The organism is Candidatus Regiella endosymbiont of Tuberolachnus salignus (genome assembly GCF_964020115.1).
Lineage (GTDB): Bacteria > Pseudomonadota > Gammaproteobacteria > Enterobacterales > Enterobacteriaceae > Regiella > Regiella insecticola.
On sequence record NZ_OZ026542.1, the window covers coordinates 328,402 to 354,770 of the forward strand.

A 26,369-nucleotide genomic window follows, 5' to 3' on the forward strand; every position below is an offset into this window, starting at 1 on the left:
GTTAATAGTGAAATGAAAACGAAATCGACGAGACGAGGCGACTTTTTAGCGCAGATGAATAGGATAGTTCCCTGGGAAAAAATTCTGTCTAAACTCAGTATCAATTATCCTAAGCCAACAGCCAAAGGGGGAAGACCGGCAAAACCTTTAGAGGTGATGCTGCGGATTTATTTTTTACAAAATGGGTTTAATTACGCTGATTTATCGATGGAAGAAGCGTTATATGACATCCCCTTACTACGTCAATTTACCGGTGTCTCCGTCGATGCGATTCCCTCCGATCCCACCATTCTGCATTTTCGACACTGGCTGGAAAAACATCATTTAAGCGAATCATTGTTTGAAGAGGTCAATGCGCATTTAGCTTCGTGTGGGCTGTTTATCAAACGGGGTAGTATTGTTGATGCTACGATCATTCATGCACCCAGTTCAACTAAAAACCGGCAAAATGGCCGCGATCCTGAAATGAAAGCCACCCGTAAAGGCAATCAGTGTTTTGGTATGAAAGCGCATATTGGTGTGGATGCACAGACGGGTCTGGTGCATTCCCTGGTAGGAACCTCGGCGAATGTAGCCGAGGTAACGCAAGTTCATCACCTTCTTCACGGCCAAGAAGAGGTTGTCCATGGTGATGCCGGTTATAAAGGCGTGATGCGACGCAGTGAACATCAACATCGTGCGGTCATCTGGCACATCCCCCGACGGAGGGTATTGGCCTTGCCCGGGCAGGAGCAGCAGGTATGGGAGAAACATCGGCATCGGCAAAGTCTTATTGCGAAAATCCGGGCTAAGGTTGAACATCCCTTTCGGGTGTTAAAATGTCAGTTCAACTTTAGAAAAGTGCGCTACAAGGGCTTGGCAAAAAATACCGCGCAGTTATTCAGCTTATTTGCTTTGACCAATCTCTTTCTCGCTAGAAAAATCCTGCTCTGTAACCCCTGATTTTCCATTGATACTGAAAAAAAGTGTATCCGCCGTCTCTTATACCGTAAAAAAAGAGTGCATTGATTTTCTTTTTTATTACATGACTTTAAGAATTAACGCTATTAGCTCAAAATATAGCATTCATTATCGGTTTTTCAGGGCTTCCATACCAAAAATATTTCCGGCGGACAGTAACAATTAAGTGGTTATTCTTTATTTTGTGAACACCGCCGCAATGATCAGTGTATTTTTGCAAACTGAAAAAATTTCGTGCGATAAGCTTTACAAGATTGAACACTGCCTCTACTGATCACGATAAAAAACAGGCATTCTAAAATCCTAGTCAAAATCTCCACATCTCCTGAGCCAAGGAGATTGTAAGAGGTAGTGAGAGGAGTGAGAAGAGAATGCATAAAATGATTTATCGACAACAAGGTTTTACTCTTATCGAATTGATGGTCGCTGTCGCTATTATTGCTGTCCTCAGTAGTATAGGTATCCCCTCTTACCAGCGTTATATACAAAAAGCCGCCCTTATCGATATGTTACAAGCCATCATGTCTTACAAAACGGCTATTGAACTTTGTGTTTTCGAAAAAAATTCGATTACAGGCTGTAACGCTGGTAGCAATGATATTCCGGAAACAAAAACAACACGTTATGTAAAGAGCATGAAAATTCTTAATGGCGTAATTACGTTATCAGGTCAGCAAGTACTTGATGGGCTGACTATCGTCATGACACCAAAGAAAAATAATAATGACGGATTGAGTTGGGCTAGTACTTGTACAACTCCGCAAGTATCTATTGCGGATAGCTGTAAAGCGGTTTTTCGTTTTCTTTAATATATCCAGTGCTCATGTTTTGCACATAACGATAAAAAAACAAAAATGGCGTACAGGTAATCTATTTTAGTAAAACAGGTTTTTGTCAAACTCGATCTGAACAGGGTATACCGAATCATTTTAATTTGATTCAAGGCGGAAGAGCACAGACATTACAAATAGTATGGCAAGCGACGACAACACAGAATCAAATTAAAATGATTGGACTATACTGGCAGCCAACAACGCGGCAGCTTCAAAGGCGAAGGGTATAAAACGTACCCAATGAAAAGGCGACAAAGTGACTGATTATTCAATATCCGATGAAATAATTAATGAAGAATTACAAGCTCTCTGTCAGCGTTATAAAGCTATTGTTTTGACAATGGATAAAACAACGCTGACTATCGCTACCTCTAATGGTGCAAGTGATGAGCTACTCTCTGCATTACGTTTTGCTTGTGGATGTACGATTAAAGTAGAACACTGGCCGGAAGCAAAAATTGAACAAATTCTTCATCAGTGGCAACCACAAAATAACTTGCATCTTTCAACGTATTCTACTGTCGCGACTCATTCTGAAGAATTATCGAATAAATCACTTGTGAAAAATCATCCTTCACATGATTTTTCTGACGAAGAGACTTCCCTTAATGATGATAGTGATACACCAGTTATTCAATTTATTAATCAGACAATACGTATCGCCATTCAAAAAAGAGCTTCTGATATTCATTTTGAACCTTATCAGCATCGCTACCGTGTTCGCATACGTATCGACGGTGTATTACAAGAGATAAGCCCTCCATCATCTGAATTAATACCCCGTATTGCGGCTTGCCTGAAAGTGATGGCTCGACTCAATATTGCAGAAAAACGACTACCGCAAGATGGTCAATTGGCATTACAAATGGATAATTTACGTTACTCTATGCGCATTGCTACATTACCTGTTCAATATGGTGAAAAAATCGTACTACGCATCCTCCACTCTCAATGGCAGCCCTGCTTGGAACAACTAGGATTGACAGATAAAGTACTCAAAAAATTAATACACGTATTATCAGCTCCTCAAGGTTTGATATTAGTAACGGGGCCAACAGGAAGCGGGAAAACAATGACCTTATACAACAGCCTATTACAACTTAATCATTGGCAAAAAAATATATGCAGTGTTGAAGATCCTATAGAAATATCTGTTGAAGGCATCAATCAAATTCAAACTAATAACAAAATAGGTTTGGATTTTTCATGTATTCTGCGAACATTGTTACGTCAGGATCCTGACATCATTATGATCGGTGAAATTCGTGACAATGAGACGGCTGAAATTGCAGTAAAGGCAGCACAAACAGGCCATCTTGTACTGTCTACTCTACACACTAATTCTACTACCGATACCCTAACTCGATTAATCCAAATGAAAGTTCCAGGTTATTTACTTGCCTCTTGTCTCAAGCTAGTTATTGCCCAGCGACTAGTACGCCGTCTTTGTTTACATTGTAAAAAACCCGCGGCAGACGTCATCTACTATCCTGCCAATATATGGCCAAAATCACTACGTAATTGGCTGGCTATAGGATGTGAATATTGCTGTGCTGGCTATTATGGCCGCATTGGGGTTTATGAAATATTAATGGTTACTCCCGAGATCCAACAAGCGCTCATTAATCATCTCGATTCCCTTAAATTAATTGATATTGCGCAGCAACAAGGGAATATGACGTTGTTGACGGCAGGACTAACATTAGTTGATCAAGGAATTACCACCATTACTGAAATTAAACGTGTTATCGGTATGATATAGCCGAATTAGTTTAATTTGATTCAAGGCGGAGGAGCACAGACAGTACAAATATACCTTTCGTCTTTGAAGTTGCCTTCGGCTGCCAGGGCGACTGACCGATGAGCGTAGATAGACTACGTGATTCGGCGAGCACCCGCAGCCAACAATACGGCGGCTTCAACGACGAAAGGTATAGTACGGCAAGCGACGACAACACAGAATCAAATTAAAATGATTTGGCTATGGCACTGTTAACAAAGTGTATTCATCTAACTTATTGAAATAATTATAATTTAAATACATTTAAAGTAAACAGTTCCTCTTTAAAAAAACAGATGAATCGATTTTTTATGGCAGCGATCGGCGAATTCTTTCAATGATGAAGCCGATCACAAAAAGTATTATTTTTATCTCATCATTATTTTATGCGTCCTAAATATTTTTATAAATTCTTTGTTATTCAATAGTTTAATTTTGTTAACAGTGCCGTGCCATATCTGAAGTTGAGGCTCACCAATGAATATTCACCGTTTGTATCAGTGGCAAGCTATTAATAAAAATGGCGCTATTCAGGAAGATATCTCTTTAGCGACAGAAAAAAATAAAGTCTACGAATATATGCTACAACATGGATTACAGCCTATTAATGTAAAATCTGGTAAGCGTATTCCTGATAGTTATTGGCAAGGTATACATCTAATCTCTATTACTCGCCAACTCGCGACCCTTTTACAATCAAGCTTACCTTTAGTAAATAGTTTACAATTATTAGCCAAAGAAACAGATGCACCTGCTTGGCGTTGTGTTTTACAAGAAATCAGCCAAAAAATTACCCAAGGTCAATCACTATCTGAAGCCATCTCTGATTATCCACAAATATTTCCTGAATTATATTGTCAGTTAATTACAGTTGGCGAGTTAACAGGTACTTTAGATCAGTGCTGTTCTCGGTTAGCAGAGCAGCAAGAACGACAGCAACAATTACAAAAAAAAGTCGCTAAAGCGTTGAGATACCCTCTATTTATCTGCACTCTCGCTTTATTTGTCAGCACTATGATGTTGGTTATGGTATTACCGCAATTTGCTCAAATATACCAATCATTCTCGGCGCCTTTACCTTTGCTAACCCGTGGATTGTTATTTTTTTCTAACGGCCTTATTTATATAGGGTCATATATTATTTTAGCATTGGTTATCATCGGTATAGTTTATTGTCATAAATTAAGAAAAATACCGCACTGGTTACAACGAGAGCAAGCTTATCTATTACGGCTTCCCATTTTTTCTTCCTTAATTCGTGGCAGGTGTCTCAGTCAAATATTCCAAACCCTGGCCATTACTCAGCGCTCCGGTTTAACGTTGGCGGCTAGTCTTCAAGCAGCAGCATTATCTGTCAATAATTTCTTTTATCAGCAAGCCATGCACGATCTTAATAAGCAGATAAGCCAAGGTATTTCATTGCACCATGCTATGTCCCAATACAATTTATCTTCTCCATATCGATTGTTTCCACCCTTATGTCAACAATTAATCCGTATTGGAGAAGAATCTGGATGTTTAGATGTGTTATTGGAAAAACTTTCTCATTGGCACCAACAACAAACTCAAGAACTGGCTGATAATCTGACTCAGATGCTTGAGCCAATATTGATATTAGTCGTTGGTATCATTGTCGGCACTTTAGTTGTTGCTATGTATTTACCTATCTTCCAATTGGGCAATATCATGGATTGACATTCTCTTCGCGCTAAAAATGGGGTAAGGATATTAAAAATAATACATTATTTTGATGATATTTTAATCTAGCCCACTTTCAGAAGAAATTTAACGTTGACAGTATGATAATGGCTGGATATGATGCGCACCGTTCACGCGATTCCCCTGTAGTTCAGTTGGTAGAACACCGGACTGTTAATCCGTATGTCACTGGTTCGAGTCCAGTCGGGGGAGCCAAACATAGTATCAGCCAGTACTTTTTACTGATTGTAGTTTTAAAAAAGCCCGCATTCTAAATGAATTTGCGGGTTTTTTGTTGCCTGTTATCCTTGAGCATGGCAGAGTTATGCCCTTCGGCCTTTCAAGTTGCAGCGTCGCGGCCAGAGTGTGAGACCGATGAGCGCGTAGATAGACTACGTGATTCGACGAGCATTCTGGCCGCGACACTGCAACTTGAAGGACTGTGGGTATACAGAGAACACCGATATCAACGCTGCACGTAATATTGCGGCAGGGCATGCCGTATTAGCCTGTGGAGAGATAGCAGCTTTAGGCCGCTCGAGGAAACAGGAACCCACCGAGGTGTGTTAGGCTTCCGTCTGAACGCGGTAGGAATCCTCGCCATTTAGAGCGGGCAGGATGTCAATTATCCCTTGCCAACAATTTTTCTAGCACCTCACCTTTCTGGTGGCGGATATCTTGTCCCTTAACAAAATAAAAAATAAATTCACAGATATTTTGACAGCGATCACCTATGCGTTCAATGGAGCGAGCGCAGAATAGCGCCGTTAGTACCTTAGGAATAGTCCGAGGATCCTCCATCATATAGGTCATTAATTGACGCACAATGCCTTCATATTCTTGATCTATTTTTTTATTTTCACGATAAATACAGAACGCATCCTTTAAATCCATTCTAGCAAAGGCATCCAACACATCATGTAACATTGTTACAGTATGTTGTCCTAAAGATTCTAAATTAACTAACAATGGTTGATGAGAAAATTTCTCCAGCGCTATCTGGCAAATTTTATTTGCCATATCACCAATACGTTCTAATTCTGAAATAGTTTTAATGATAACCATGATCAAACGCAAATCACTGGCAGCAGGCTGACGTTTAGCAATGATACGCACACAGGCTTCGTCAATATCCATTTCCATTTTATTGACTTTTTTATCTCCTTCAATAACTTGGTTGGCGAGATTACTATCTTGATTATGCATAGCCTCGATCGCCTTAGTTAGCTGCTGCTCTACTAACCCACCCATTTTCGCAACTTCGGTACGAATATGTTTAAGCTCTGCGTTAAACTGGCCGGAGATATGTGTATTCAGTTTAAAATTATCCATGATTTGTCCTGTTTTTAACCGTAACGGCCAGTAATATAGTCTTCGGTCTGTTTTTTTTGCGGAGCGGTAAATAGGGTATCGGTATCACTAAACTCAATGAGTTCACCTAAATACATAAAAGCCGTGTGATCGGAACAGCGCGCTGCTTGCTGCATATTATGTGTGACAATAACCAGGGTATAGTCTGATTTTAGTTCACTGATCAATTCTTCAATTTTGCCAGTAGAAATAGGATCAAGCGCCGAACAGGGCTCATCTAACAGCAAAACTTCTGGTCGAATGGCGATCCCTCGCGCAATACATAAACGTTGCTGTTGTCCGCCGGATAAACTGTAACCACTTTGATGTAATTTATCTTTGGTTTCATTCCACAACGCCGCTTTTGCCAGCGCCCATTGCACACGCTCATCCATATCAGAACGCGATAAATTTTCAAATAAACGAACCCCAAAGGCGATATTGTCGTAAATCGACATCGGAAACGGCGTCGGTTTTTGAAAAACCATCCCCACCTTGGCGCGTAATAAAGCAACATCTTGTTTATCGGTCAGGATATTCTTTCCATCCAGAACAATATCGCCTTGGGCATATTGATCCGAATACAGTAAATACATCTTATTGAAAGTACGTAATAGTGTCGATTTACCGCAGCCCGAAGGGCCAATAAAAGCCGTGACCTGATTTTTAGCAATATCCAACGAAATATTCTTCAACGCATGGAATTTGCCGTAGTAGAAATTTAAATTGCGGATCTGGAGCTTACTGGCAGTAGTGCTGCTCATTTAGAATATTTCTCCTTGGTAAATTAGTTTATTTTTTAGCAAACATCACCCGCGCTAAAATATTCAATAACAGAACACAGAGGGTGATGAGCAATACGCCTGCCCAAGCGAGTTTCTGCCACTCATTGAATGGGCTCATGGCAAATTTGAATATCGTGACCGGTAAGTTAGCAATGGGATGCTGTAAATCTGTGCTCCAAAATTGATTAGAGAGCGAAGTAAATAATAAGGGAGCGGTTTCACCGGTAATACGAGCGATTGCCAGTAGAACCCCCGTTAGAATGCCAGATATCGATGCCTTTAAAGTGATAGCCGTGATCATGCGCCATTTTGGTGTTCCTAATGCGTAAGCCGCTTCTCTCAGGCTATCTGGCACCAGTTTTAGCATATTTTCCGTGGTACGGATCACAATGGGTACTTGGAGTAATGCCAGTGCGATCACCCCTGCCCAGCCGGAAAAATGCCCCATCTTAGTGACCACTATGGTGTAGACGAATAATCCAACCACAATAGAGGGAGCAGACAAGAGAATATCGTTAATAAAGCGCGTTATTTCAGCTAGCCAAGATCGGCGCCCATATTCTGCCAAATAAATGCCAGCCATGATGGCCAGTGGTGTCCCTATCAAGGTCGCCCATAAAATTAATAATCCGCTGCCAGCAATGGCGTTAGCCAAACCGCCTCCTGCTGCATTAGGGGGCGGTGTCATCTCGGTAAATAATGCCAATGACATACCGTCGATCCCTTTGGTTAGGGTAGTGAATAAAATCCATACCAACCAAAATAAGCCAAAAATTATCGTGATCATGGAAAATAGCAGCGCGAGCCGATTTTTTTGACGACGCCATGCTTGTTTTTTATGACGAGTGGCGGTTAATTTTTCATTATTTTGTAAGCTTTCGTTTTGCATTATCTTGTTAACGCCCTTTTTGCTTAGCTATATACCCTTCGCCTTTCAAGTTACGGCAGTGGTGGCTGCGGGTGCTCGCCTTCATGATCTATCTACGCTCATCGGTCGATCGCCCTGGCCGCCTTGCTGTAACTCGAAATTCATTGGCTATAACTTTAAAATCATTAACTTAGAGAGCGCTAATATGACGAAAGTGATCAAAAACAAAATTAATCCCAGTTCCATTAACGCTGCAGTGTGTAAGCTTGACTCTGCTTCAGCAAATTCGTTGGCCAGGGCAGAAGTAATACTGTTACCTGGCATAAATAATGAAAAATTATCGAGTTGATAAGTATTACCAATGATAAAGGTGACCGCCATGGTTTCGCCCAGTGCTCGACCTAACCCCAACATTATTCCGCCAATCACTCCATTTTTAGTGAATGGTAAGACAATACGCCAGATCACTTCCCAGGTGGTACAACCGATCCCATAAGCTGATTCTTTCATCATCACCGGTGTTTGTTCGAAGACATCACGCATGACAGAAGCGATATAAGGAATGATCATAATGGCTAAAATAATGCCAGCCGCCAAGATGCCAATACCAAAAGCGGGGCCAGAGAAGAGGTTACCAATAATAGGCATACCGGAAAGCAGCTGATCCATCGGTTGTTGAAAATATTGAGCAAATAACGGCGCGAAAACAAACAATCCCCACATGCCATAGACAATGCTCGGAATGGCAGCAAGCAATTCAATCGCCATGCCCACCGGTCGTTTTAGCCAATTGGGTGCTAGTTCGGTTAAAAAAATGGCTATGCCAAAACTCACTGGAACCGCAATGATGAGAGCGATCACTGAAGTCACTATCGTGCCGTAGATAGGCACTAATGCGCCAAATTTTTCAGCCTGGGGATCCCATTCTTTATTCCACAAAAAAGCGAATCCCCATTTTTCAATGCTTGGCCAAGAAGCAATAATCAACGAAAAAATGATGCCACCTAACAAAAGCAGAGTAATAAGCGCGGCTAACTTAACCAAAGCGCCGAAAATAATATCACCGTATTTATTAGGTGCTTTTATAGACGGTTTAGAAGAGATCATAAATTTTATCCATAAATTATTACTAAAATTTTGGAACAGGCTCTATATAGTGTCGTCATGAGATCTTGAGCCATAGAGCAAGGCATCGTATTTGTACAGCAGCGAGAAAAGAGGAGGTATTTTTTGCATAACGAGTAGCAATACCTCGCCAGCGCTTTAGGTGCAGAAAAGCATTTTCCACGAGATGTCGATGCTTGTAGAGCGCTTTATCGTACTCACGTTGAATTTTACGATTCTTTTTAGGTGGTATTACGATTTGCATGCCGGCTTCTTCTGCTTTTTTAATGATGTTATCACTGTCATAGCCCTTGTCAGCCAACAGATATTCTGCTGCAATACCTTTGGTTAAATTCGTTGCTTGCTGACAATCTGCTGTGGTACCTGATGTAATAAAAATTCTGACCGGCATACCATGCGCATCCACGGCCAGATGTATCTTACTGTTGAGCCCCCTTTTGTGCGCTCCATATCCTGATTACCGCCTTTTGCGCCTGCTGCATGAGGGTGAACTTTGCTATGAGTGGCATCAATCATCAGCCATTCAAAATCTGGCTCCACAATCAGCGCTTCGAGCAGAGACTCCCATAGCCCCTTGTCACGCCAGCGGCAAAACCGGCGATGAGTATTTTTCCAACCGCCATAATCAGGCGGTAAATCACGCCAGGGAGCGCCGGTTCTCAATATCCAGAAAACAGCATTAATAAACTGCCTGTTATCTCTGGCTATGCCACCCCAAGTGCCTTTTCTCCCCGGGAGATGAGCTTCCAATAGGCTCCAAACATGATCGGATATATCGTGGCGGCGATGGGCTAAATTCATTCCCGAATCATCTTTCATTATTGAATCATCTCAACAGTTGTCGTTATTTGTTACATGATAATATATTTTTTATTACGTGACGACACTACTTAAGAGATTATTTGAAATCTTCTTTGAACAAAACGTCACCCTTACTATCTTTAATCTGGGTTTTCCATGCGCTGCGAATTTGTTCAACCACCTCAGTGGGTAAGGTAGCATAATCAAGTGCATGGGCTTGTTCAGCGCCTTTTTTATAACTCCAATCAAAAAATTTCAGGATTTCCAAGCCGTTAACGGCATCCTTTTGGATTTTCTTTAATAGAATAAAAGTGGTGGAGGTGATCGGCCAAACATTTTCACCTGGCTTATTTGTTAGATCTTGCGCAAATGATTGGTTCCAATCGACCGTTTTTGTAGCGGCGCTAAAGCTTTCTATACTGGGACTGACGGGGTAATCATCTGCCGATTTCAATTTGGTATAAGCTAAATTGTTTTGCTTAGCATAAGCATATTCTACATAACCGATACTACCCGATAGACGTTGTACGAATGCGGCAATTCCCTCATTGCCTTTGCCACCTAACCCTGTCGGCCAGTTAACACTGGAGCCAACACCGATTTTTTCTTTCCATTCCGCATTCACTTTCGCCAAATATTGGGTAAAGACGAAAGAAGTACCTGATCCATCCGCACGACGTACCACAGCAATGTTTTGGTTTGGCAGTTTTATTTCTGGATTTAACGCTACTATCGCCGGGTCATTCCATTTTTTCATTTTACCTAAATAAATATCAGCTAAAGTTGTGCCATCTAATAGTAATTCATTAGATTGAATACCCATCAAATTAACCACTATCACCACACCACCGATCACCGTCGGAAATTGAAATAAACCTTTATCAGCCAATTTATCATCGGACAATGGCGCATCAGAAGCGCCAAAATTCACGGTATCAGCAATAACTTGTTTTATTCCCGCTGAAGATCCCATGCCTTGATAATTAATTTTATTGTGGGTTTCTTTTTGATAAGAATCTGCCCATTTGCCATACACAGGGGCGGGAAAGGTTGCCCCGGTACCAGTCAAGTTAACATCAGCAAAAGCGGGCAGTATCAGCATAGAGAAGATCACAGCAATCAAATTTCTTACAGCGATACGGATCAGTTTCATATGTTCTCTCATTAGGATGAAAATTATTTTTAAGCAGATAAAAAAGCCGTGGCGAGGAAAATAGCGCAATTTAATGACAGCAGGATGTATTATTTATGACAGTTTTATGACAATAGAAAGAAACGGTGGAAGTTTGTTTTGCTAGAATCTATTCGAAATCCCTATTGTATTCACTAACACAATACCCTAGAGTCCATAATTAATAGACTTCTTATAGACTTCTTGCTGGTTAATGAAAATGTAGGAGTATTACGATGAAAGTTACTGTTCTTGGTGCCGCAGGCGGTATTGGTCAAGCGCTCGCTCTGTTACTTAAAACACAATTGCCTAAAGGCTCAGCGCTTTCTCTTTATGATGTTGCGCCGGTTACTCCAGGGGTTGCTGCTGATCTGAGTCATATTCCAACTGCCGTAACAATTGAAGGATTTACGGGGACAGATGCAACCGACGCGCTAAAAGAAGCGGATATTGTTTTGATCGCCGCGGGTGTAGCACGTAAACCAGGGATGGAGCGTGATGATCTCTTTAACGTCAATGCCGGTATTGTAAAAAATTTAGTGGAGCAAATAGCCACAACCTGTCCAAAAGCGTTAATTGGTATTATTACTAATCCGGTTAACACCACGGTTCCCATCGCGGCTGAAGTGCTGAAAAAAGCGGGAGTCTACGATAAAAATAAACTCTTTGGTATTACAGCGCTAGATAGTTTACGAGCCTGTACTTTTGTTGCTCAATCAAAGGGAAAACAACCCGAGGAAATCAATGTATCCGTGATCGGCGGGCACTCGGGTGCCACTATTTTGCCGTTGCTATCACAGATCCCTGGCCTGAGTTTTTCTGAGCAAGAGGTTATTGACCTGACTAAGCGTATTCAAAACGCGGGAACTGAAGTAGTCAAAGCCAAAGCCGGAGGCGGATCCGCCACTCTCTCTATGGCACAGGCCGCCGCGCGTTTTGCTCTTTCTTTGGTGCGCGCATTCCAGGGTGAAAAAGGTATTATTGAATGCGCTTACGTTGATGTTGACGGTAATGGTGAACATACCCGTTTTTTTGCTCAGCCTGTTTTACTGGGTAAGGAAGGAATTTGTAAACGTGAAAAAATAGGCAAATTGAGTGCTTTTGAGCAACAAGCACTGGACAACATGCTGGATGAGTTGAGAGGGGATATTAGTAAGGGCGAAAAATTCGTTACTACGCCTAACAATCGTGATAAATAAAATTTTATCGATTGATCATCAATAACGTTAGTTAAAATACAACACCAAAGAAAGATTATTTATGTCAAACCGTCCGATAAGTGTCGTTATTCTTGCTGCCGGCAAAGGGACACGAATGTGTTCAGATTTGCCTAAAGTATTACATCCCCTGGCAGGTAAAGCGCTCATCCAACACGTGATTGATACGGCCTTAAAATTAAAGCCCCGCTGTACTCATATCATTTATGGCCATGCAGGCGAATTACTAAAAAAAGCGCTGCCTGATCCTAGATTGAACTGGGTATTACAACAAAAACAGCAGGGCACCGGACATGCTGTGTTGCAGGCTGCGCCTTATTTTTCCGATGATGAAGATGTTCTCATTCTCTATGGTGATGTGCCATTGATATTGTTAGAGACATTGAAGCGACTGTTAAGTGCTAAACCCGTCGGTGGTATCTGCCTGCTAACCGCCAAATTGGATGATCCCTGTGGTTACGGTCGAATTTTACGTAAAAAGGGTGAATTGATTGGCGTTATCGAGCATAAAGACGCTGACGAGCATCAACGGGAAATCAATGAAATCAACAGTGGTATTTTGGTGGCTACTGGCGGCGATCTAAAACGTTGGTTATCTATGCTGAATAACGATAATGCGCAGGGAGAATTTTATCTTACTGACATTATTGCCTTCGCTTGTGCTGAGAATAAAAAAATAACGGCGATTCATCCCGCCCGCGTGAGTGAAGTGGAAGGCGTCAATAATCATTTACAGTTAGCCAATCTTGAACGGATATTTCAATCGGAACAAGCAACAAAACTCCTCTTGTCAGGCTTGAAATTACGTGATCCTAGCCGTTTTGATTTAAGGGGAGAATTGTCTTATGGCCGCGATATCACTATCGATACTAATGTTATTATTGAAGGCCGTGTCAGCTTGGGTGATCGGGTATGGATCGGCACTGGGTGTGTGTTAAAAAATTCGGTGATCGGCAATGATTGTCACATTGAACCTTACAGCATATTAGAAAATGCCTGCTTAAATAGCGCTTGTCGTGTTGGGCCATTCTCTCGTTTACGTCCAGGGAGTGAATTAGCCGAAAAGGCTCAGGTCGGTAATTTTGTCGAGATAAAAAATACGCAATTAGGTAAAGGCTCTAAAGCGAATCATCTTTCTTATTTAGGCGATGCTGAAATTGGCTCTGGTGTGAATATTGGTGCTGGAACTATTACCTGCAATTATGATGGTGCTAATAAACATAAAACCATCATTGGCGATGATGTGTTTATCGGCTCTGATAGCCAATTGATAGCCCCGGTAACGCTCGCTCATGGTGTCACTGTTGGGGCAGGTACAACAGTGACCGATAATGCCGAGGCACATGAGTTGATATTAAGCCGTGTTAAACAACGTCATATTAAGCAATGGCAGCGGCCGAAAAAAAAGCTTAAGTGACTTGTCATACCCTTCGGCTGCCAGGGCGACCGACCGATGATCGTAGATAGATCATGAAGGCGAGCACCCGCAGCCAACGCCGCCGTAATTTGAAAGGCAAAGGGTATAGAGCCTATTTTAATATTTTTAATGTATGAGTATAAGCTGATGTGTGGAATTGTTGGCGCCGTAGCGCAACGTAATATTACTGAAATATTGATTAAGGGTTTGCAGGCTCTCGAATACCGTGGTTATGATTCAGCCGGTTTAGCCGTTGTCGATAGCGAAGGAAAAATGACCTGCTTGCGCCGAACAGGCAAAGTACAATCCTTAGTGGATGCCGCTAAAACACAACCTTTGCTGGGTAATACCGGCATAGCGCATACGCGCTGGGCAACGCATGGTAAACCGTCAGAGCTGAATGCTCATCCTCATCTGTCGACGCATATTGCCGTGGTTCATAATGGTATTATCGAAAATTATGAATCATTACGTAATTTATTAATTCATCGTGGTTATAATTTTACTTCTGAGACTGATACCGAGGTGATTGCCCATCTAATAGATTGGCAACAACGACAGCAAGGGGGCTCACTTCTTGAAGTGATGCAACCTGTTGTTGCTCAATTATCCGGTACCTATGGTGTTGTGGTGATGGATAGTCGTGATCCCGCTCGCTTAGTCGCTGCCCGATCAGGCAGCCCACTGGTGATTGGTTATGGCGAGGGAGAAAATTTTATCGCCTCTGATGAATTAGCGCTATTAAAGGTTGCCCGTCGATTTATTTATCTGGCCGAAGGCGATCTGGTGGAAATGACGCATAGCAGCCTGTCTATTTTTGATGGTCAAGGTAACGCAGTGCAACGGGCTGAAACAGAGCCCCAAGCGCAATATCATGCGGGAGATAAAGGGCTCTATCGCCACTATATGCAAAAAGAAATCCATGAGCAGCCGCTAGCGCTGCAACAAACGCTCGCGGATCGTATCAATAATGGCAAAATCGATTTCTCTGAATTAGGCAGTGATATCGCTGATCGACTAACCAATGTGCAACATATTCAAATCGTCGCCTGTGGTACCTCTTACCATGCTGGCCTGGTTGCTCGTTATTGGTTTGAATCTTTAGCGGGGATCCCTTGCGATGTAGAAATTTCCTCTGAATTTCGTTATCGCCAACCGGTGGTTCGCGCCAACAGTTTGTTAATTACCTTATCGCAATCGGGTGAAACCGCCGATACGCTCGCGGCATTACGTTTATCAAAAACACTAGGCTACTTAGCTTCGTTGGCTATCTGTAATGTAGCGGGATCCTCGTTAGTACGTGAATCTGATATGGCATTGATGACCAAAGCGGGTATTGAGATTGGTGTTGCTTCGACGAAAGCCTTTACGACCCAATTGGCTGTATTGTTGATGTTAGTGGCTTTTATGGGTAAGAAAAAAGGCAGGCCAGAAGCGGTAGAGCACAAAATTGTGCATGCGTTACAAACACTGCCAATAAAAATTACAGAAATATTAACCTGGGATAACAGCATCGCCAACTTGGCAAACAATTTTTATGATAAAAAGCATGCCTTGTTTATTGGCCGAGGTGAGTTATATCCGATTGCCATGGAAGGAGCCTTGAAGCTAAAAGAAATTTCCTATATTCATGCGGAAGCTTATGCGGCGGGTGAATTAAAACATGGCCCCTTAGCGCTGATTGATGAAAACATGCCAGTGATTGTTATTGCGCCAAAGAATTCATTGCTAGAGAAATTAAAATCGAATATTGAAGAGATCCGTGCTCGAGGGGGTGAATTGTCTATTTTCACCGATAAAGCAGCGGCTTTTAACGAAAGTAAAGGGATAAAAACGATTCAATTACCACAAGTAGACGATATTATCGCCCCTATTTTTTATACCGTGGCATTACAGCTGCTGTCATACCATGTTGCCTTGATCAAAAAAACCGATGTCGATCAACCCCGTAATCTCGCTAAATCGGTAACGGTGGAATAAATTTATGGATGAAATGATTTACGGCATTCATGCCGTCAAGGCCTTATTAGAGAAAGAGCCACACCGCCTTCTCGAAATTTTTCTTCAAAAAGATCGTCATGATCGTCGGCTACGGTCACTAATCTCGGAGATAGAAGCCGAAGGATTACAAGTGCAGATGGCTAAACGCCAATGGTTAGATAATCAAGTTAACCATGAGGTTCACCAGGGCATCGTAGCGAAAATACGTCAAGGGCGTCAGTATCAAGAAAATGATTTGCTGCAATTAGTAGAAAAATTATTAGCCGATAAGAAGGATCCCTTGCTGTTAATTCTCGATGGTGTTACCGATCCGCATAATTTAGGCGCTTGTTTGCGTAGCGCTGATGCTGCTGGGGTGCACGCGGTCATTGTGCCGAAAGATCATTCAGCTCCTCTTAATGCAACAGTGAAAAAAGTGGCCAGTGGTGCTGCCGAAACGGTACCGCTGATTGTGGTAACCAATTTGGCTCGCACGCTGCGATTATTAAAAGAGCATAATATCTGGATTGTTGGCACAGCGGGCGACGCTAAACAAAATTTGTATCAATGGAAAACGCAACAATCAATGGCCTTAGTGATGGGAAGTGAAGGGAAAGGCATGCGTCGTTTAACACGTGAGTATTGTGATGAATTAATCCATATTCCGCTAGCGGGTAGTGTCTCGTCGCTGAACGTGTCTGTTGCTACCGGCGTTTGTTTGTTTGAGATAACCCGTCAGCGTAATCTCGAAATCTCTTGTGCTCGCTGATACTCCGTCAAAAACGAGCGCAAAATGTTCATTTGCGCTCTTCATTAAGTATAAAAAGAAATTGCGCTTTTTCGCCCGTTTTTTCTCAATTGATCGTCGCTCAAGAAGATTTCGAATAGATTCTTAGCAACTCGCTACTTTAGTGGCGAGTAGTTCACCGAACGATGGTACCGAGTAAAATTCCCACAACACCGTAGTCGGCATCACCGAAAGTGGTATTGGCAGAGCTGAAATCACCTAATACAGGCAACAAAAAGACGGGCAAAAAGCTCAGTAACAACCCTTGAGTAAAAGCACCAAGAACGGCACCACGTCTCCCCCCGGTGGCATTGCCAAAGACTCCCGCACTGCCTCCTGAAAAAAAATGAGAGACAACACCAGGAATAATAACGGTCATATTCATTAAGTACAGCGTAAACATCACGAGAATACCCGCGGCAAAGCTACTTAAAAAACCGACTAATACCGCATTAGGCGCGTAAGGAAAAACCACCGGGCAATCTAGCGCGGGTTTAGCATTAGGCACTAATTTTTCAGAAATTCCTTTAAATGCGGGAACAATTTCAGCGATGACCATTTGCACACCTTGTAAAATAATGTAGACACCGGCTGCAAAAATGATGGATTGCATAAGGGAAAACATAAACCAATTTTTCCCCCCACTGAGTTCTTTTACTAAATCATTACCCGCGAATAAACAGGTGATGAGAAAAATAATGCTCATCGTGAAAGCAATAGCCACGGGTGTATCACGTAGAAAAAAGAGACTTTTAGGCAAATTCAAATCTTCGGTAGAATTTTTTTTATTACCGAACTGACTGCCAATAAACCCTGCTAAGACATAAGATAAAGTAGAAAAATGCCCCATGGCTATATTATTTTCTCCCGTCACCTTTTTCATATAGGGATGTACAATCGCGGGGAAAAAAACCATTGATATACCTACCACGATAGCGCCGACGGTAATTAACGTTAGCCCTTTCATGCCTGAGCTCGCTAAAATAACAGCAACCATCATCGACATAAAAAGAGTGTGATGACCGGTTAAAAAAATAAATTTCCAAGGTGTTAAACGTGCGATGAAAATATTAATCAACATAGCAAAGAACATAATCATAGCCATTTCTTTACCAAATATTTTTTGGGCAACCGCCGTAGTGGCTTCATTATTAGGTACCACACCTTGAATACCAAATGCCTGTTGAAAAATAGCGGCAAAATCGCTAAGAGAGGAAACAACCAAACTTGCCCCTGCACCTAAAATAACAAAACCCATAATTGTTTTAACAGTGCCTTGAATACATGTGGTGAGAGAGGATTTTTGAACTATCAATCCAATTAATGCGATCAAACCGACCAATATGGCAGGCTCAGCAAATACATCATCCATTAGAAACCGGAAAAAATCCATTTCATACCTCCGTTAATAAAAAACTTAAATGCTTACCGATATACTCTTCGCCTTTGAAGTTGCCGCTAGGCGGCCAGAGTGTGAGACCGATGAGCGTAGACATACTACGTGATTCGGCTATAGCTATGCTCTTATTAAATTGATAGCATAATTTACTACGTAATGCGGTTTATTTTTAAACCAGAGACAGCATTAATTAATGCCGTGCGATAATTGATAAAATATCATTTGAGTTTTTTGCGTTTAATATCGCATTAATATCAGCTTGATCGGTGAATAATTTGGCAAGTTGGGAGAGCGCGTTAATATGGCTATGAATATCGGTGGCGGCTAAAACGATTAATAATTTTACCGGATCCTTTTCCCGTGCATAAAATGTGACACCATTAGGAATAATAGTCAGTGCCAGTGATAATTTATTGACCCCTTCTTCTGGTCGTGCATGCGGCATAGCAATACCGGGTCCAACCACATAATAAGGACCAATAGCTTCATGTGCTCGATAAATCGCATTGACATAACGTGGTTCAATAGCATCATTATCAATCAACGGACGGCAAGCGATAGCAATGGCATCACGCCAATTACTAGCCTGTGGCACGATCTGGATAACATCTGACGTTAGTAGCTCTTTTAACATGTAAGTATTACTCCTCGTGACCATTAGCCCGAGAATAAATATTTTATAGAATTATTAATGTGATGTTCGTCTCAATAAGTGGGGTTTTTACCCGATATTATTTATTTTAGTTTAGATTGTGGAGTGAAGGTGATCAGCAGAGGGTAGAGAACACCCGCATGATATCCCCTTCGCCTTTCAAGTTACGGCTTTGTTGTCTGCGAGTGCTCGCCGAATCACGTAGTATGTCTACGCTCATCGGTCGGTCGCCCTTGCTGCCTTGCCGTAACTCGAAATTCATTGGGTATAGACTACGTGATTCGGCGAGCACTCGCAGCCAACAACACGGCAGCTTCAAAGGCGTAAGGGTAATAGCGTGGCGTTTTTGTTTTTCTCAACGGGTTGCTTGGTGAGATTGGATAGCCGTTAACGCTATGGTGTAAACAATGTCGTCGACCGATGCGCCACGCGATAAATCGTTTACCGGTTTACGCATCCCTTGCAACATGGGGCCGATAGAAACTAAATCAGCAGAACGTTGTACGGCTTTATAAGTGGTGTTACCGGTATTTAAGTCAGGGAAAATAAATACAGTAGCTCGACCCGCTACCTTTGAATCAGGTGCTTTAGATTTAGCGACATCAGCCATAATTGCTGCATCGTACTGTAGTGGGCCATCAATTATCAGATCCGGCCGTTTCTTTTGTGCTAAAAGCGTCGCTTCACGTACCTTTTCTACATCGCTCCCTGCCCCTGAATCTTTTGTGGAGTAGGATATCATGGCAACACGGGGCTTAATACCAAATGAAGCAGCTGAATCCGCGGACTGAATCGCAATTTCTGCAAGTTGTTCTGCTGTCGGATCGGGGTTGATAGCACAATCACCGTACACTAACACTTGATCCGGCAGTAACATAAAAAATACAGATGAAACCAATGAACAACCTGGCGATGTTTTAATCAATTGTAATGCAGGACGGATGGTGTTAGCTGTAGTGTGCACGGCGCCAGAAACCAAACCATCAATTTTTATCTGATTAAATGTTTCGCCACGTTCAAGCATCAAGGTCGCTAAAATAACATTATCTTCCAACTGACTACGCGCGATAACTTCAGTCATGCCTTTACTTTTACGTAATTCAACTAACCGTGAAACATACTCTTCCCGCACCAGTTTTGGATCGATTAAATGAATGTTCTTGCCTAATACCACCCCTTGAGCGGCGGCTATTCGCTGTATTTCGGCGGGATCACCGAGCAATACACATTCAGCGATGCCGAGTTCGGCACAAATGGCTGCTGCTTTCACGGTACGTCTTTCTTCTCCTTCAGGTAGTACGATACTTTTAGCCGCTTTTCGCGCCAATTCAGTCAATTCATAACGGAAAGCGGGGGGCGACAGACGGTAAGAACGCTTAGATGCAACGCTTAGTGAATCGATCCAAGTATTGCTAATGTGACTAGCCACATAGTTTTGTATTTTTTCAACACGATCATTATCATCTGCGGGCACGGCTAGACTGAAATTCTGCAAATTGAGGGAAGTTTGCCAGCTATTCGTCTCGACCATAAATATCGGTAAGCCAGTCTGGAAAGCACGTTGACAAAGTTGCTTAATGGATTCATCCATTTGGTACCCGCCGGTCAATAGAATAGCGCCAATTTCAACACCATTCATGGCGGCTAAACAGGCTGCAACCAATACATCAGGGCGATCAGCTGAGGTCACCAGTAACGAATTGGGGCGAAACAGTGACAACATATTAGGCAGGCTACGGGCGCAAAAGGTAATAGATTTAACCCGACGGGTATCAATTTCACCTTTATTAATAATGCTGGCATTCAGATGTCGGCATATATCGATAGCACGGGTCGCAATAAGATCAACATTCCAGGGGATGCACCCGTATATCGGCAGGGTGTCATTGCCAAATAATTTAGTCGGATCAATTACCGTCGTATTATTTTTGCTTGAATCATCAAAAATTTCATATAAATCAGGGCGAGTACGTCCTTGCTTATCAACAGGCGCGTTCAATTTATTAATAATCACCCCGGTAATATTTTTATTTTTTTTACCTCCAAAGCTGGAACAGGCGATTTCAATTTGTTGTTTTAGTTGATCGTGTGAATGATTACCCAGTGCTAAAACGAAAACAATTTCAGCGTTTAACGTTTTGGCAATTTGGTAATTCAGGGTGTTAGCAAAAGGATGTTTAGGCGTTGGCATTAAACCTTCTATCAATACCACCCCTGCTTTTTGGGTATGTTTGTGGTAACGAGCCACAATCTTTTCCATTAACCGGTCTTGCTGATTAGCACTTAAGCATTTTTCAACATCACGTATTTTTAATGGCTCGACAACATTGATATTGGAATTGGCACGAATGATGGCGATGGTATTATCGAGCTTATCATTGTCATCTACACAGGGCTGGGCAATAGGTTTGAAGACGTTTAAATCGACCCCTTTTTGCTCCATCGCCCGGATAATACCCAAACTAACACTGGTTAAGCCAACCCCTGAACTGATGGGAATTAACATCACTTTACGGGACATGGTGTCTCCTCCGCTATTCCAGTCAAACGTGCCGTATCTTGTGCAATGGAGAGCTCTTCATTGGTTGGAATGACCATCGCTAAGCGGCTACCCTCTTTAGTAATGTCCCCTGATTTGCCAAAGCAGGCTTTGATATTTTTTTCGTCATCAATTTTAAAACCTAACAGCGCCAATTTATCTAGCGTGCGTTTACGGATTGGGGCTGAATTTTCGCCAATGCCTCCGGTGAAGATAACCGCATCTAAACGGCCTTCCATAAGTGTGGTATAAGACGCAATATATTTTGCCAAGCGGTGGCAAAAAACATCCATCGCCCGTTTAGCATTATCGTGAGTTGCACAGTGGTCTTCAACATAACGGCAGTCACTGGTCTTTTCGGTTAAGCCTAATAACCCTGATTCTTTGGTGAGTAAGGTATTAATTTGATCCATGCTCATTCCGAGAGAATTATAGAGATAAAAAATAATCGCAGGATCGATATCACCACAACGTGTCCCCATCACCAACCCTTCCAAGGGGGTGAGTCCCATCGAGGTATCGACACATTGACCGTTACATATTGCGGCCACTGATCCACCATTACCTAAATGGCAAGTGATAACATTGAGTTCATTGATCTTTTTGTTTAATTTTTTAGCCGCTTGCTTACTAACATAATCATGGCTGGTGCCGTGAGCGCCGTAACGGCGGATGCCATGCTTTTCATATAGAGAATAAGGCAGGGCATAAAGGTAAGAGGCTTCTGGCATGGTTTGATGAAAAGCGGTATCAAATACCGCCACGTTTTTTTCTTCTAAATCAGGGAACGCTTTTAACGCTTCATCGATACCGATCAAATGCGCAGGATTATGTAAAGGCGCAAAAGGGATAGCCTCTTCAATACCTTTGATGACATCCTTGTTAATAATTACCGAGCGGGTAAATTTTTCACCGCCGTGGACTACCCGGTGACCAATGGCCTTTATTTGGCTAAGTAGCGCTTCTTTTCCCTTCAAAATAGTATTAACCATAAAATTGAGCGCATCTTTGTGGGTGGCATTGGCGTTTAACTTTTCTTCTTCTTTATTACCCTCGATCTTCCATTTAATCCGCGCATCAGAAAGATGAAGACATTCGGCTAAACCAGACAGATGTTCTGTGCCGTCGGTGGGGTCGATAATAGCGAATTTGAGCGAGGAGCTACCGCAGTTAAGAACCAGTACCAATTGACTTGTTGACATGCAAAGTACCTATACGTTTTTTAATAGACCAAAAAAATGACAAGCTTAAAGATTGTCGATTAGCTAGAATACCGATAGCCTGCGTTAAAAACAAAATATATTCGAAATCTTCATTGAGCTGCGCTTAATTGATGAAAATTAGCACCACAAAATTCAAAGAGTGCTGCACGATATGGAACACATGCTATGCTGTTCCATATTGAGGAGCATGGATGATGTCATGATAAAAAGCTTTAAGCATAAAGGGTTGAAAAAGTTTTTCCTCAAATACGATAGCAGTGGCATTGAGCAGCAATTGGTTAACCGTATAAAAACACGGCTTACCGTATGACTGCATAGACGGAATCGACATGCCTGGCTACGATCTGCATCAGCTTAAAGGTGATCGTAAAGACATCTGGTCAATTAGTGTTTCCGGTAACTGGCGTATTACTTTCAGATTTATTGATGGTGATGCAGAAATTCTCAACTTGGAGGATTATCACTAATGAGAATGGCTAACCCTGCCTACCCTGGCGAAATTATTGCAGAAACACTGAAAGACATGCATGTGAGTCTCCGACAGTTCGCAAAAGCAATGGATATAGCACCATCAACGGCCAGTCGGTTGCTATCTGGTCAAACCACAGTCACGCCGGAAATGGCATTGAGACTGTCAGCCGTTGTTGGCAGTACCCCTGAAACCTGGTTAAAAATACAGACAAATTACAGTTTGCATGAAGCCAGACAAAAGATAGACATCAGTCATTTGCACAAATTGGCTTTTGCCTGATATCACTGCCCTGGGACGTTATAGCCGAATCAGTTTAATTTGATTCAAGGCGGAGGAGCGCAGACAGTACAAATAGTACGGTAAGCGACGACAACACAGAATCAAATTAAACTGATTTGGCTATAACGGGGCTAGTGAGTCAGTAGAAACGTCAATTCGAAAGGGTATTAGGGGTGCTGCATGGGGTGCTCATAAAGAAAAAATACGACATAAAGACAAAAAATGCACGAAAATAAAGAATTCATTAACCCGCCCCCAACCCGCGATAACAGCGGCACTGAGCCAAAATACCCTGCCCATCGTTTTTCCGTCGCGCCGATGCTCGATTGGACTTATTAGTAATAAAATCAATATATTGAATGGTAATGGTGTACTATTGGTGTACTGATGGGTGTTAAAAATCACATTGTTATGTTATTTACAGTGTTCAAATTCTTTTTTAGCTTCTTTTCTGCGTTTGTCAATAAAAGCGGCTAAGTCATTAACGTGTACCATTCTGGGTGTAATGGTCTAATGTTTCCGGCCACTTTTGAAGAGCTGTAATAAACTGCAAATCAGAGGTGTATAAAATGAAAAGTAAAAAGAAGCCATTGACATTTACGCTGGAGTTTAAACAAGACGCAGCAAAGTGAGTCCTGTAAAAAGCGTATACGTGCAAACAAGCGTCAGAGAGTTTAGGGGTTTCATTAAGTGCGATAAAAAGCTGGGTCAAGGCTGAAAGGGGGGGAGTTTCCCCGGTAGGCTCTGAACAGGTGAGTCTTAGTTTGGCCGAGCGTGAAGAATTACTTCGTCTGCGCAAAGAGCGCAATAACTTGTTAATGGAGCGTGAAATATTAAAAAAAGCGGCGGTCTTCTTTGCGAAAGAAAACGGATAAGATTTCAGTTTATTCGTGAGCAAAAGAAGACCTACCTTTGCCCGTTATCCAAAACGCCATAAGATAACAACGGACAGCGCTCATAATCATTCTATCGTACCCAACCTGTTGGCGCGGGAATTTACCGTTACTCAGAGAGAGGAGGTATGGACAACGGATATCACCTATGTTTGGACTTATGAAGGCTGGATGTATTTAGCGGTGGTGATGGACTTATACTCGCGCCAAATAATCGGTTGGGCAATGGCAGCCCACATGAAGACAGCACTGTGTGTACAAGCTCTCCAGATGGCTTACTGGCGCAGAAAACCTCCAAAAGGGTTGCTCCATCACTCAGATAGAGGCAGCCAATATACCCGCCATCAGTATCGTGCCCATTTGCAAGTGATGGGTGTGCAAGCCAGTATGAGTGGTAAAGGGCAAGGTTGGCATAACGCACCAACAGAACGTTTTTTTCGGAGCTTGAAATATGAATACTTGAATTATGAAATACTTAAAACCCGTAATGATGCCAAGTTAGGGGGGCTGGATTATTTAGCCTATTACAATAGTAGAAGACCACATAGTCTACTCGCTTATTTTTCACCCATCGAATTTGAGCTTATACCTGTAATCAATTTGTCTTAAAAATGTGTCTGGGTTTACTTGACCACTACATAACCGATAGCCACAGAAACCTGTCGGCTGAAATTGTTGGTATCCGTAAAGACATGGAAGTCCGTTTCGAGAAGACCGATGCTCAGATAGCTGATGTTCGAAAAGACATGGAAGCTCGTTTCCAAAAAGTTGATGATAACTTTGGAAAAACTGATGCTAAAATAGTCTCAGTCCATAAAGAGTTGTCTGCTGAGATAGCCGATGTCCGTAAAGATATGACGGCGCGTTTCGAGAAGACTGATGCCAAGATAGCCGATGTACGCAAAGATTTCATGACTGAAATGTCCCTGATGCGTAAGGATATCGAAAAGAGCGGCATGCAAACAACCATCAAGCTCTGTGGCATGTTAGTGGTTGCTGTTGGTGTGATTCTTGCCGTCCTTAAAATCCCCTTTTAATCACTAGCGCTGATACAGAAACTGACTCTGTTGAATGTCCCTTTGACTTAAGGTGCTTCAGGGGTGATTTTCGTGGATAACCCATATTACCATAACTAAATAAAACAATAAGTCAACTACCCATAATATTATATCAACAACAATGGATTCATTCATCACAATGTCTCCCAAAGTGAGTGATGTGTATTTCGTGATAAAAGTGCTGTCGTTCCTATTGGCGCGGTCTTACCCCTGTAATACGAAAAGTACAAAACGTACATGGAACACAGTAGAAAGACGATAGAGCGAATGCGGCTCAAATTTATTCTTTGCCTGAAAAAGCGTCTTTTTTACTGCCGAGTATGACACTGACCGCAACGCTGCAATGTCTTTCTGGGATATTCCCAAAGCAAAAAGCATCGCGGTTTCAAACTGGGCGGGGGTGAGTTCAGGAAAGATTTCCCGGAATTCAGAAAATTGAGTCATATCGAAAGCAGCCATGGCAGCCTCCCGTGAAGGTTATGGTAGTTAGCTGATAGGGGTGGTTTGTAGTGCTAATTAACATTTATTGATATCCACACAGGCTGAGGTTGTGTCACCACTGCTCATTGAGCTATTCTCAGCTCATTTCTCCATTGAGTTATGATGCGATACAGCGGTTTTTTTGATTGGCCGCTTTGGTAGTTGACTTATTGTTTTATTTAGTTACGGTGATATGGGCTATCCACGAGAATCGCCCCTGAAGCCAAAGGGACGTTCAACAGAGTCAGTTTCTGTATCAGCGCTAATGATTAAAAGGGCTCTTCCGTAAATAATGTTGTTACTGAACACTGTAGCTAACTGAGATATAAATCATTTTCTGACTTTTTATCTATTGAAAATGATCATTCTAAAAAATTACTTGCTCTACCTCGAAGAGCGCCCATTATTTTTCAGTGACCGGCGAGTTGAACTGTTTCTTTAATCCAACATTATTTACGGAAGAGCCCCAATATAAAGTAGCGTTGACAACACCTGCTAGGGTATCTATTACGGTATGACAGAGAAATATCAGTTTACGCTATGAGATAACACAAAAGAACACCATAAAATTGAAAGGTCTTGGTCGGTAAAATCAAATATGT

25 protein-coding genes, 1 tRNA gene and 2 pseudogenes are annotated in these 26,369 nt (G+C 42.1%); 16 read left to right on the forward strand and 12 right to left on the reverse strand.

Going from position 1 to position 26,369, the window contains the following annotated elements; translation table 11 throughout:
- The first annotated feature begins 12 nt into the window (after positions 1-12).
- The 7 genes and pseudogenes from AACL30_RS01785 to AACL30_RS01815 form a co-directional block, all read left to right on the forward strand.
- Positions 13-942, forward strand: coding sequence for an IS5 family transposase (locus AACL30_RS01785; protein ID WP_339056805.1), 930 nt, complete (start codon positions 13-15; stop codon positions 940-942).
- Positions 943-1,331: 389 nt separating this feature from the next.
- The gene (gene ppdD, locus AACL30_RS01790) at positions 1,332-1,769 is read left to right on the forward strand and encodes a prepilin peptidase-dependent pilin (RefSeq protein ID WP_339057615.1); all 438 of its coding nucleotides are present in this window, start codon (positions 1,332-1,334) and stop codon (positions 1,767-1,769) included.
- Positions 1,770-2,049: 280 nt separating this feature from the next.
- Positions 2,050-3,555, forward strand: a complete 1,506-nt coding sequence (gene gspE, locus AACL30_RS01795; protein WP_339057616.1) for a type II secretion system protein GspE — start codon at positions 2,050-2,052, stop codon at positions 3,553-3,555.
- Positions 3,556-4,050: 495 nt separating this feature from the next.
- Complete coding sequence (hofC, locus tag AACL30_RS01800; RefSeq protein WP_339057617.1) at positions 4,051-5,268, forward strand: protein transport protein HofC; 1,218 nt, start codon at positions 4,051-4,053, stop codon at positions 5,266-5,268.
- Between the two features lie 143 nt (positions 5,269-5,411).
- A tRNA-Asn gene (locus tag AACL30_RS01805) sits at positions 5,412-5,487 on the forward strand.
- 98 nt (positions 5,488-5,585) lie between these two features.
- On the forward strand, positions 5,586-5,753 hold the full coding sequence (locus AACL30_RS01810; protein WP_339058518.1) for a hypothetical protein: 168 nt from the start codon (positions 5,586-5,588) through the stop codon (positions 5,751-5,753).
- Positions 5,713-5,841: pseudogene (locus AACL30_RS01815) on the forward strand (RNA-guided endonuclease TnpB family protein); the annotation flags it as partial. The gene AACL30_RS01810 and the pseudogene AACL30_RS01815, both read left to right, overlap by 41 nt.
- A 51-nt stretch (positions 5,842-5,892) precedes the next feature.
- On the opposite strand, the gene phoU reads toward AACL30_RS01815, so the two are convergent.
- From phoU to pstS, 6 genes are all read right to left on the reverse strand, one after another.
- Positions 5,893-6,603, reverse strand: a complete 711-nt coding sequence (gene phoU, locus AACL30_RS01820; protein ID WP_339057618.1) for a phosphate signaling complex protein PhoU — start codon at positions 6,601-6,603, stop codon at positions 5,893-5,895.
- A 14-nt stretch (positions 6,604-6,617) separates the two neighbouring features.
- The gene (pstB, locus tag AACL30_RS01825; RefSeq protein ID WP_339057619.1) at positions 6,618-7,385 is read right to left on the reverse strand and encodes a phosphate ABC transporter ATP-binding protein PstB; all 768 of its coding nucleotides are present in this window, start codon (positions 7,383-7,385) and stop codon (positions 6,618-6,620) included.
- Positions 7,386-7,413: 28 nt separating this feature from the next.
- On the reverse strand, positions 7,414-8,295 hold the full coding sequence (gene pstA / locus AACL30_RS01830; RefSeq protein ID WP_339057620.1) for a phosphate ABC transporter permease PstA: 882 nt from the start codon (positions 8,293-8,295) through the stop codon (positions 7,414-7,416).
- A gap of 147 nt (positions 8,296-8,442) precedes the next feature.
- Complete coding sequence (gene pstC / locus AACL30_RS01835; RefSeq protein ID WP_339057621.1) at positions 8,443-9,381, reverse strand: phosphate ABC transporter permease PstC; 939 nt, start codon at positions 9,379-9,381, stop codon at positions 8,443-8,445.
- Between the two features lie 55 nt (positions 9,382-9,436).
- Positions 9,437-10,200 (reverse strand): IS5 family transposase gene (locus AACL30_RS01840; RefSeq protein ID WP_422389587.1). Its coding sequence is split into 2 segments (ribosomal slippage): positions 9,437-9,840 and positions 9,840-10,200, totalling 765 coding nucleotides; the frame shifts between segments, so codons are not numbered across the junction.
- 97 nt (positions 10,201-10,297) lie between these two features.
- Positions 10,298-11,353, reverse strand: a complete 1,056-nt coding sequence (gene pstS, locus AACL30_RS01845) for a phosphate ABC transporter substrate-binding protein PstS (RefSeq protein ID WP_339057622.1) — start codon at positions 11,351-11,353, stop codon at positions 10,298-10,300.
- A gap of 254 nt (positions 11,354-11,607) precedes the next feature.
- On the opposite strand from pstS, the gene mdh reads away from it, so the two are divergent.
- The 4 genes from mdh to rlmB all read left to right on the forward strand — a co-directional run bounded on the left by mdh (position 11,608) and on the right by rlmB (position 16,754).
- Complete coding sequence (gene mdh / locus AACL30_RS01850; protein WP_339057623.1) at positions 11,608-12,570, forward strand: malate dehydrogenase; 963 nt, start codon at positions 11,608-11,610, stop codon at positions 12,568-12,570.
- Positions 12,571-12,631: 61 nt separating this feature from the next.
- The gene (gene glmU / locus AACL30_RS01855) at positions 12,632-14,005 is read left to right on the forward strand and encodes a bifunctional UDP-N-acetylglucosamine diphosphorylase/glucosamine-1-phosphate N-acetyltransferase GlmU (protein WP_339057624.1); all 1,374 of its coding nucleotides are present in this window, start codon (positions 12,632-12,634) and stop codon (positions 14,003-14,005) included.
- Positions 14,006-14,152: 147 nt separating this feature from the next.
- The gene (gene glmS / locus AACL30_RS01860; RefSeq protein ID WP_339057625.1) at positions 14,153-15,985 is read left to right on the forward strand and encodes a glutamine--fructose-6-phosphate transaminase (isomerizing); all 1,833 of its coding nucleotides are present in this window, start codon (positions 14,153-14,155) and stop codon (positions 15,983-15,985) included.
- Between the two features lie 4 nt (positions 15,986-15,989).
- Positions 15,990-16,754: a 23S rRNA (guanosine(2251)-2'-O)-methyltransferase RlmB gene (gene rlmB / locus AACL30_RS01865; RefSeq protein ID WP_339057626.1), complete on the forward strand. Its 765-nt coding sequence runs from the start codon at positions 15,990-15,992 to the stop codon at positions 16,752-16,754.
- Between the two features lie 154 nt (positions 16,755-16,908).
- Here the strand turns inward: rlmB and AACL30_RS01870 are convergent, their stop codons facing one another.
- From AACL30_RS01870 to AACL30_RS01890, 5 genes are all read right to left on the reverse strand, one after another.
- Entirely contained in the window at positions 16,909-18,165 is a 1,257-nt protein-coding gene (locus tag AACL30_RS01870; protein ID WP_339057627.1) for a PTS ascorbate transporter subunit IIC, read from the reverse strand.
- A gap of 196 nt (positions 18,166-18,361) precedes the next feature.
- Positions 18,362-18,805, reverse strand: coding sequence for a PTS sugar transporter subunit IIA (locus AACL30_RS01875; protein ID WP_339057628.1), 444 nt, complete (start codon positions 18,803-18,805; stop codon positions 18,362-18,364).
- 133 nt (positions 18,806-18,938) lie between these two features.
- A complete protein-coding gene (locus tag AACL30_RS01880) occupies positions 18,939-19,085 on the reverse strand; it encodes a hypothetical protein (RefSeq protein WP_339057629.1) in 147 nt (48 codons plus the stop codon).
- Positions 19,086-19,178: 93 nt separating this feature from the next.
- Positions 19,179-21,344, reverse strand: coding sequence for a phosphate acetyltransferase (gene pta, locus AACL30_RS01885; protein ID WP_339057630.1), 2,166 nt, complete (start codon positions 21,342-21,344; stop codon positions 19,179-19,181).
- The gene (locus AACL30_RS01890; RefSeq protein ID WP_339057631.1) at positions 21,329-22,564 is read right to left on the reverse strand and encodes an acetate kinase; all 1,236 of its coding nucleotides are present in this window, start codon (positions 22,562-22,564) and stop codon (positions 21,329-21,331) included. Before AACL30_RS01890 ends, pta begins: the two co-directional genes overlap by 16 nt.
- A gap of 220 nt (positions 22,565-22,784) precedes the next feature.
- On the opposite strand from AACL30_RS01890, the pseudogene AACL30_RS01895 reads away from it, so the two are divergent.
- From AACL30_RS01895 to AACL30_RS01915, 5 genes and pseudogenes are all read left to right on the forward strand, one after another.
- Positions 22,785-23,052: pseudogene (locus AACL30_RS01895) on the forward strand (type II toxin-antitoxin system RelE/ParE family toxin).
- Complete coding sequence (locus tag AACL30_RS01900; protein WP_006704720.1) at positions 23,052-23,336, forward strand: HigA family addiction module antitoxin; 285 nt, start codon at positions 23,052-23,054, stop codon at positions 23,334-23,336. Before AACL30_RS01895 ends, AACL30_RS01900 begins: the two are co-directional and overlap by 1 nt.
- 752 nt (positions 23,337-24,088) lie before the next feature.
- Positions 24,089-24,211, forward strand: coding sequence for a hypothetical protein (locus AACL30_RS01905; protein ID WP_339057048.1), 123 nt, complete (start codon positions 24,089-24,091; stop codon positions 24,209-24,211).
- Between the two features lie 15 nt (positions 24,212-24,226).
- Positions 24,227-24,838, forward strand: a complete 612-nt coding sequence (locus AACL30_RS01910) for an IS3 family transposase (protein ID WP_339057632.1) — start codon at positions 24,227-24,229, stop codon at positions 24,836-24,838.
- Positions 24,839-24,840: 2 nt separating this feature from the next.
- A complete protein-coding gene (locus AACL30_RS01915; RefSeq protein ID WP_339057633.1) occupies positions 24,841-25,266 on the forward strand; it encodes a DUF1640 domain-containing protein in 426 nt (141 codons plus the stop codon).
- Positions 25,267-25,491: 225 nt separating this feature from the next.
- On the opposite strand, the gene AACL30_RS01920 is transcribed toward AACL30_RS01915, so the two are convergent.
- Entirely contained in the window at positions 25,492-25,746 is a 255-nt protein-coding gene (locus AACL30_RS01920; protein ID WP_006704793.1) for a helix-turn-helix transcriptional regulator, read from the reverse strand.
- Between the last annotated feature and the right edge of the window lie 623 nt (positions 25,747-26,369).

Excerpts from the sequence above, each read along its gene's own strand:
- AACL30_RS01785 (WP_339056805.1), top strand. The coding sequence starts at position 13 with ATGAAAACGAAATCGACGAGACGAGGCGACTTTTTAGCGCAGATGAAT.
- ppdD (WP_339057615.1), top strand. The coding sequence starts at position 1,332 with ATGCATAAAATGATTTATCGACAACAAGGTTTTACTCTTATCGAATTG.
- hofC (WP_339057617.1), top strand. The coding sequence starts at position 4,051 with ATGAATATTCACCGTTTGTATCAGTGGCAAGCTATTAATAAAAATGGC.
- AACL30_RS01810 (WP_339058518.1), top strand. The coding sequence starts at position 5,586 with ATGGCAGAGTTATGCCCTTCGGCCTTTCAAGTTGCAGCGTCGCGGCCA.
- phoU (WP_339057618.1), bottom strand. The coding sequence starts at position 6,603 with ATGGATAATTTTAAACTGAATACACATATCTCCGGCCAGTTTAACGCA.
- pstB (WP_339057619.1), bottom strand. The coding sequence starts at position 7,385 with ATGAGCAGCACTACTGCCAGTAAGCTCCAGATCCGCAATTTAAATTTC.
- pstA (WP_339057620.1), bottom strand. The coding sequence starts at position 8,295 with ATGCAAAACGAAAGCTTACAAAATAATGAAAAATTAACCGCCACTCGT.
- pstC (WP_339057621.1), bottom strand. The coding sequence starts at position 9,381 with ATGATCTCTTCTAAACCGTCTATAAAAGCACCTAATAAATACGGTGAT.
- pstS (WP_339057622.1), bottom strand. The coding sequence starts at position 11,353 with ATGAAACTGATCCGTATCGCTGTAAGAAATTTGATTGCTGTGATCTTC.
- mdh (WP_339057623.1), top strand. The coding sequence starts at position 11,608 with ATGAAAGTTACTGTTCTTGGTGCCGCAGGCGGTATTGGTCAAGCGCTC.
- glmU (WP_339057624.1), top strand. The coding sequence starts at position 12,632 with ATGTCAAACCGTCCGATAAGTGTCGTTATTCTTGCTGCCGGCAAAGGG.
- glmS (WP_339057625.1), top strand. The coding sequence starts at position 14,153 with ATGTGTGGAATTGTTGGCGCCGTAGCGCAACGTAATATTACTGAAATA.
- rlmB (WP_339057626.1), top strand. The coding sequence starts at position 15,990 with ATGGATGAAATGATTTACGGCATTCATGCCGTCAAGGCCTTATTAGAG.
- AACL30_RS01870 (WP_339057627.1), bottom strand. The coding sequence starts at position 18,165 with ATGGATTTTTTCCGGTTTCTAATGGATGATGTATTTGCTGAGCCTGCC.
- AACL30_RS01875 (WP_339057628.1), bottom strand. The coding sequence starts at position 18,805 with ATGTTAAAAGAGCTACTAACGTCAGATGTTATCCAGATCGTGCCACAG.
- AACL30_RS01880 (WP_339057629.1), bottom strand. The coding sequence starts at position 19,085 with ATGAATTTCGAGTTACGGCAAGGCAGCAAGGGCGACCGACCGATGAGC.
- pta (WP_339057630.1), bottom strand. The coding sequence starts at position 21,344 with ATGTCCCGTAAAGTGATGTTAATTCCCATCAGTTCAGGGGTTGGCTTA.
- AACL30_RS01890 (WP_339057631.1), bottom strand. The coding sequence starts at position 22,564 with ATGTCAACAAGTCAATTGGTACTGGTTCTTAACTGCGGTAGCTCCTCG.
- AACL30_RS01900 (WP_006704720.1), top strand. The coding sequence starts at position 23,052 with ATGAGAATGGCTAACCCTGCCTACCCTGGCGAAATTATTGCAGAAACA.
- AACL30_RS01915 (WP_339057633.1), top strand. The coding sequence starts at position 24,841 with ATGTGTCTGGGTTTACTTGACCACTACATAACCGATAGCCACAGAAAC.
- AACL30_RS01920 (WP_006704793.1), bottom strand. The coding sequence starts at position 25,746 with ATGGCTGCTTTCGATATGACTCAATTTTCTGAATTCCGGGAAATCTTT.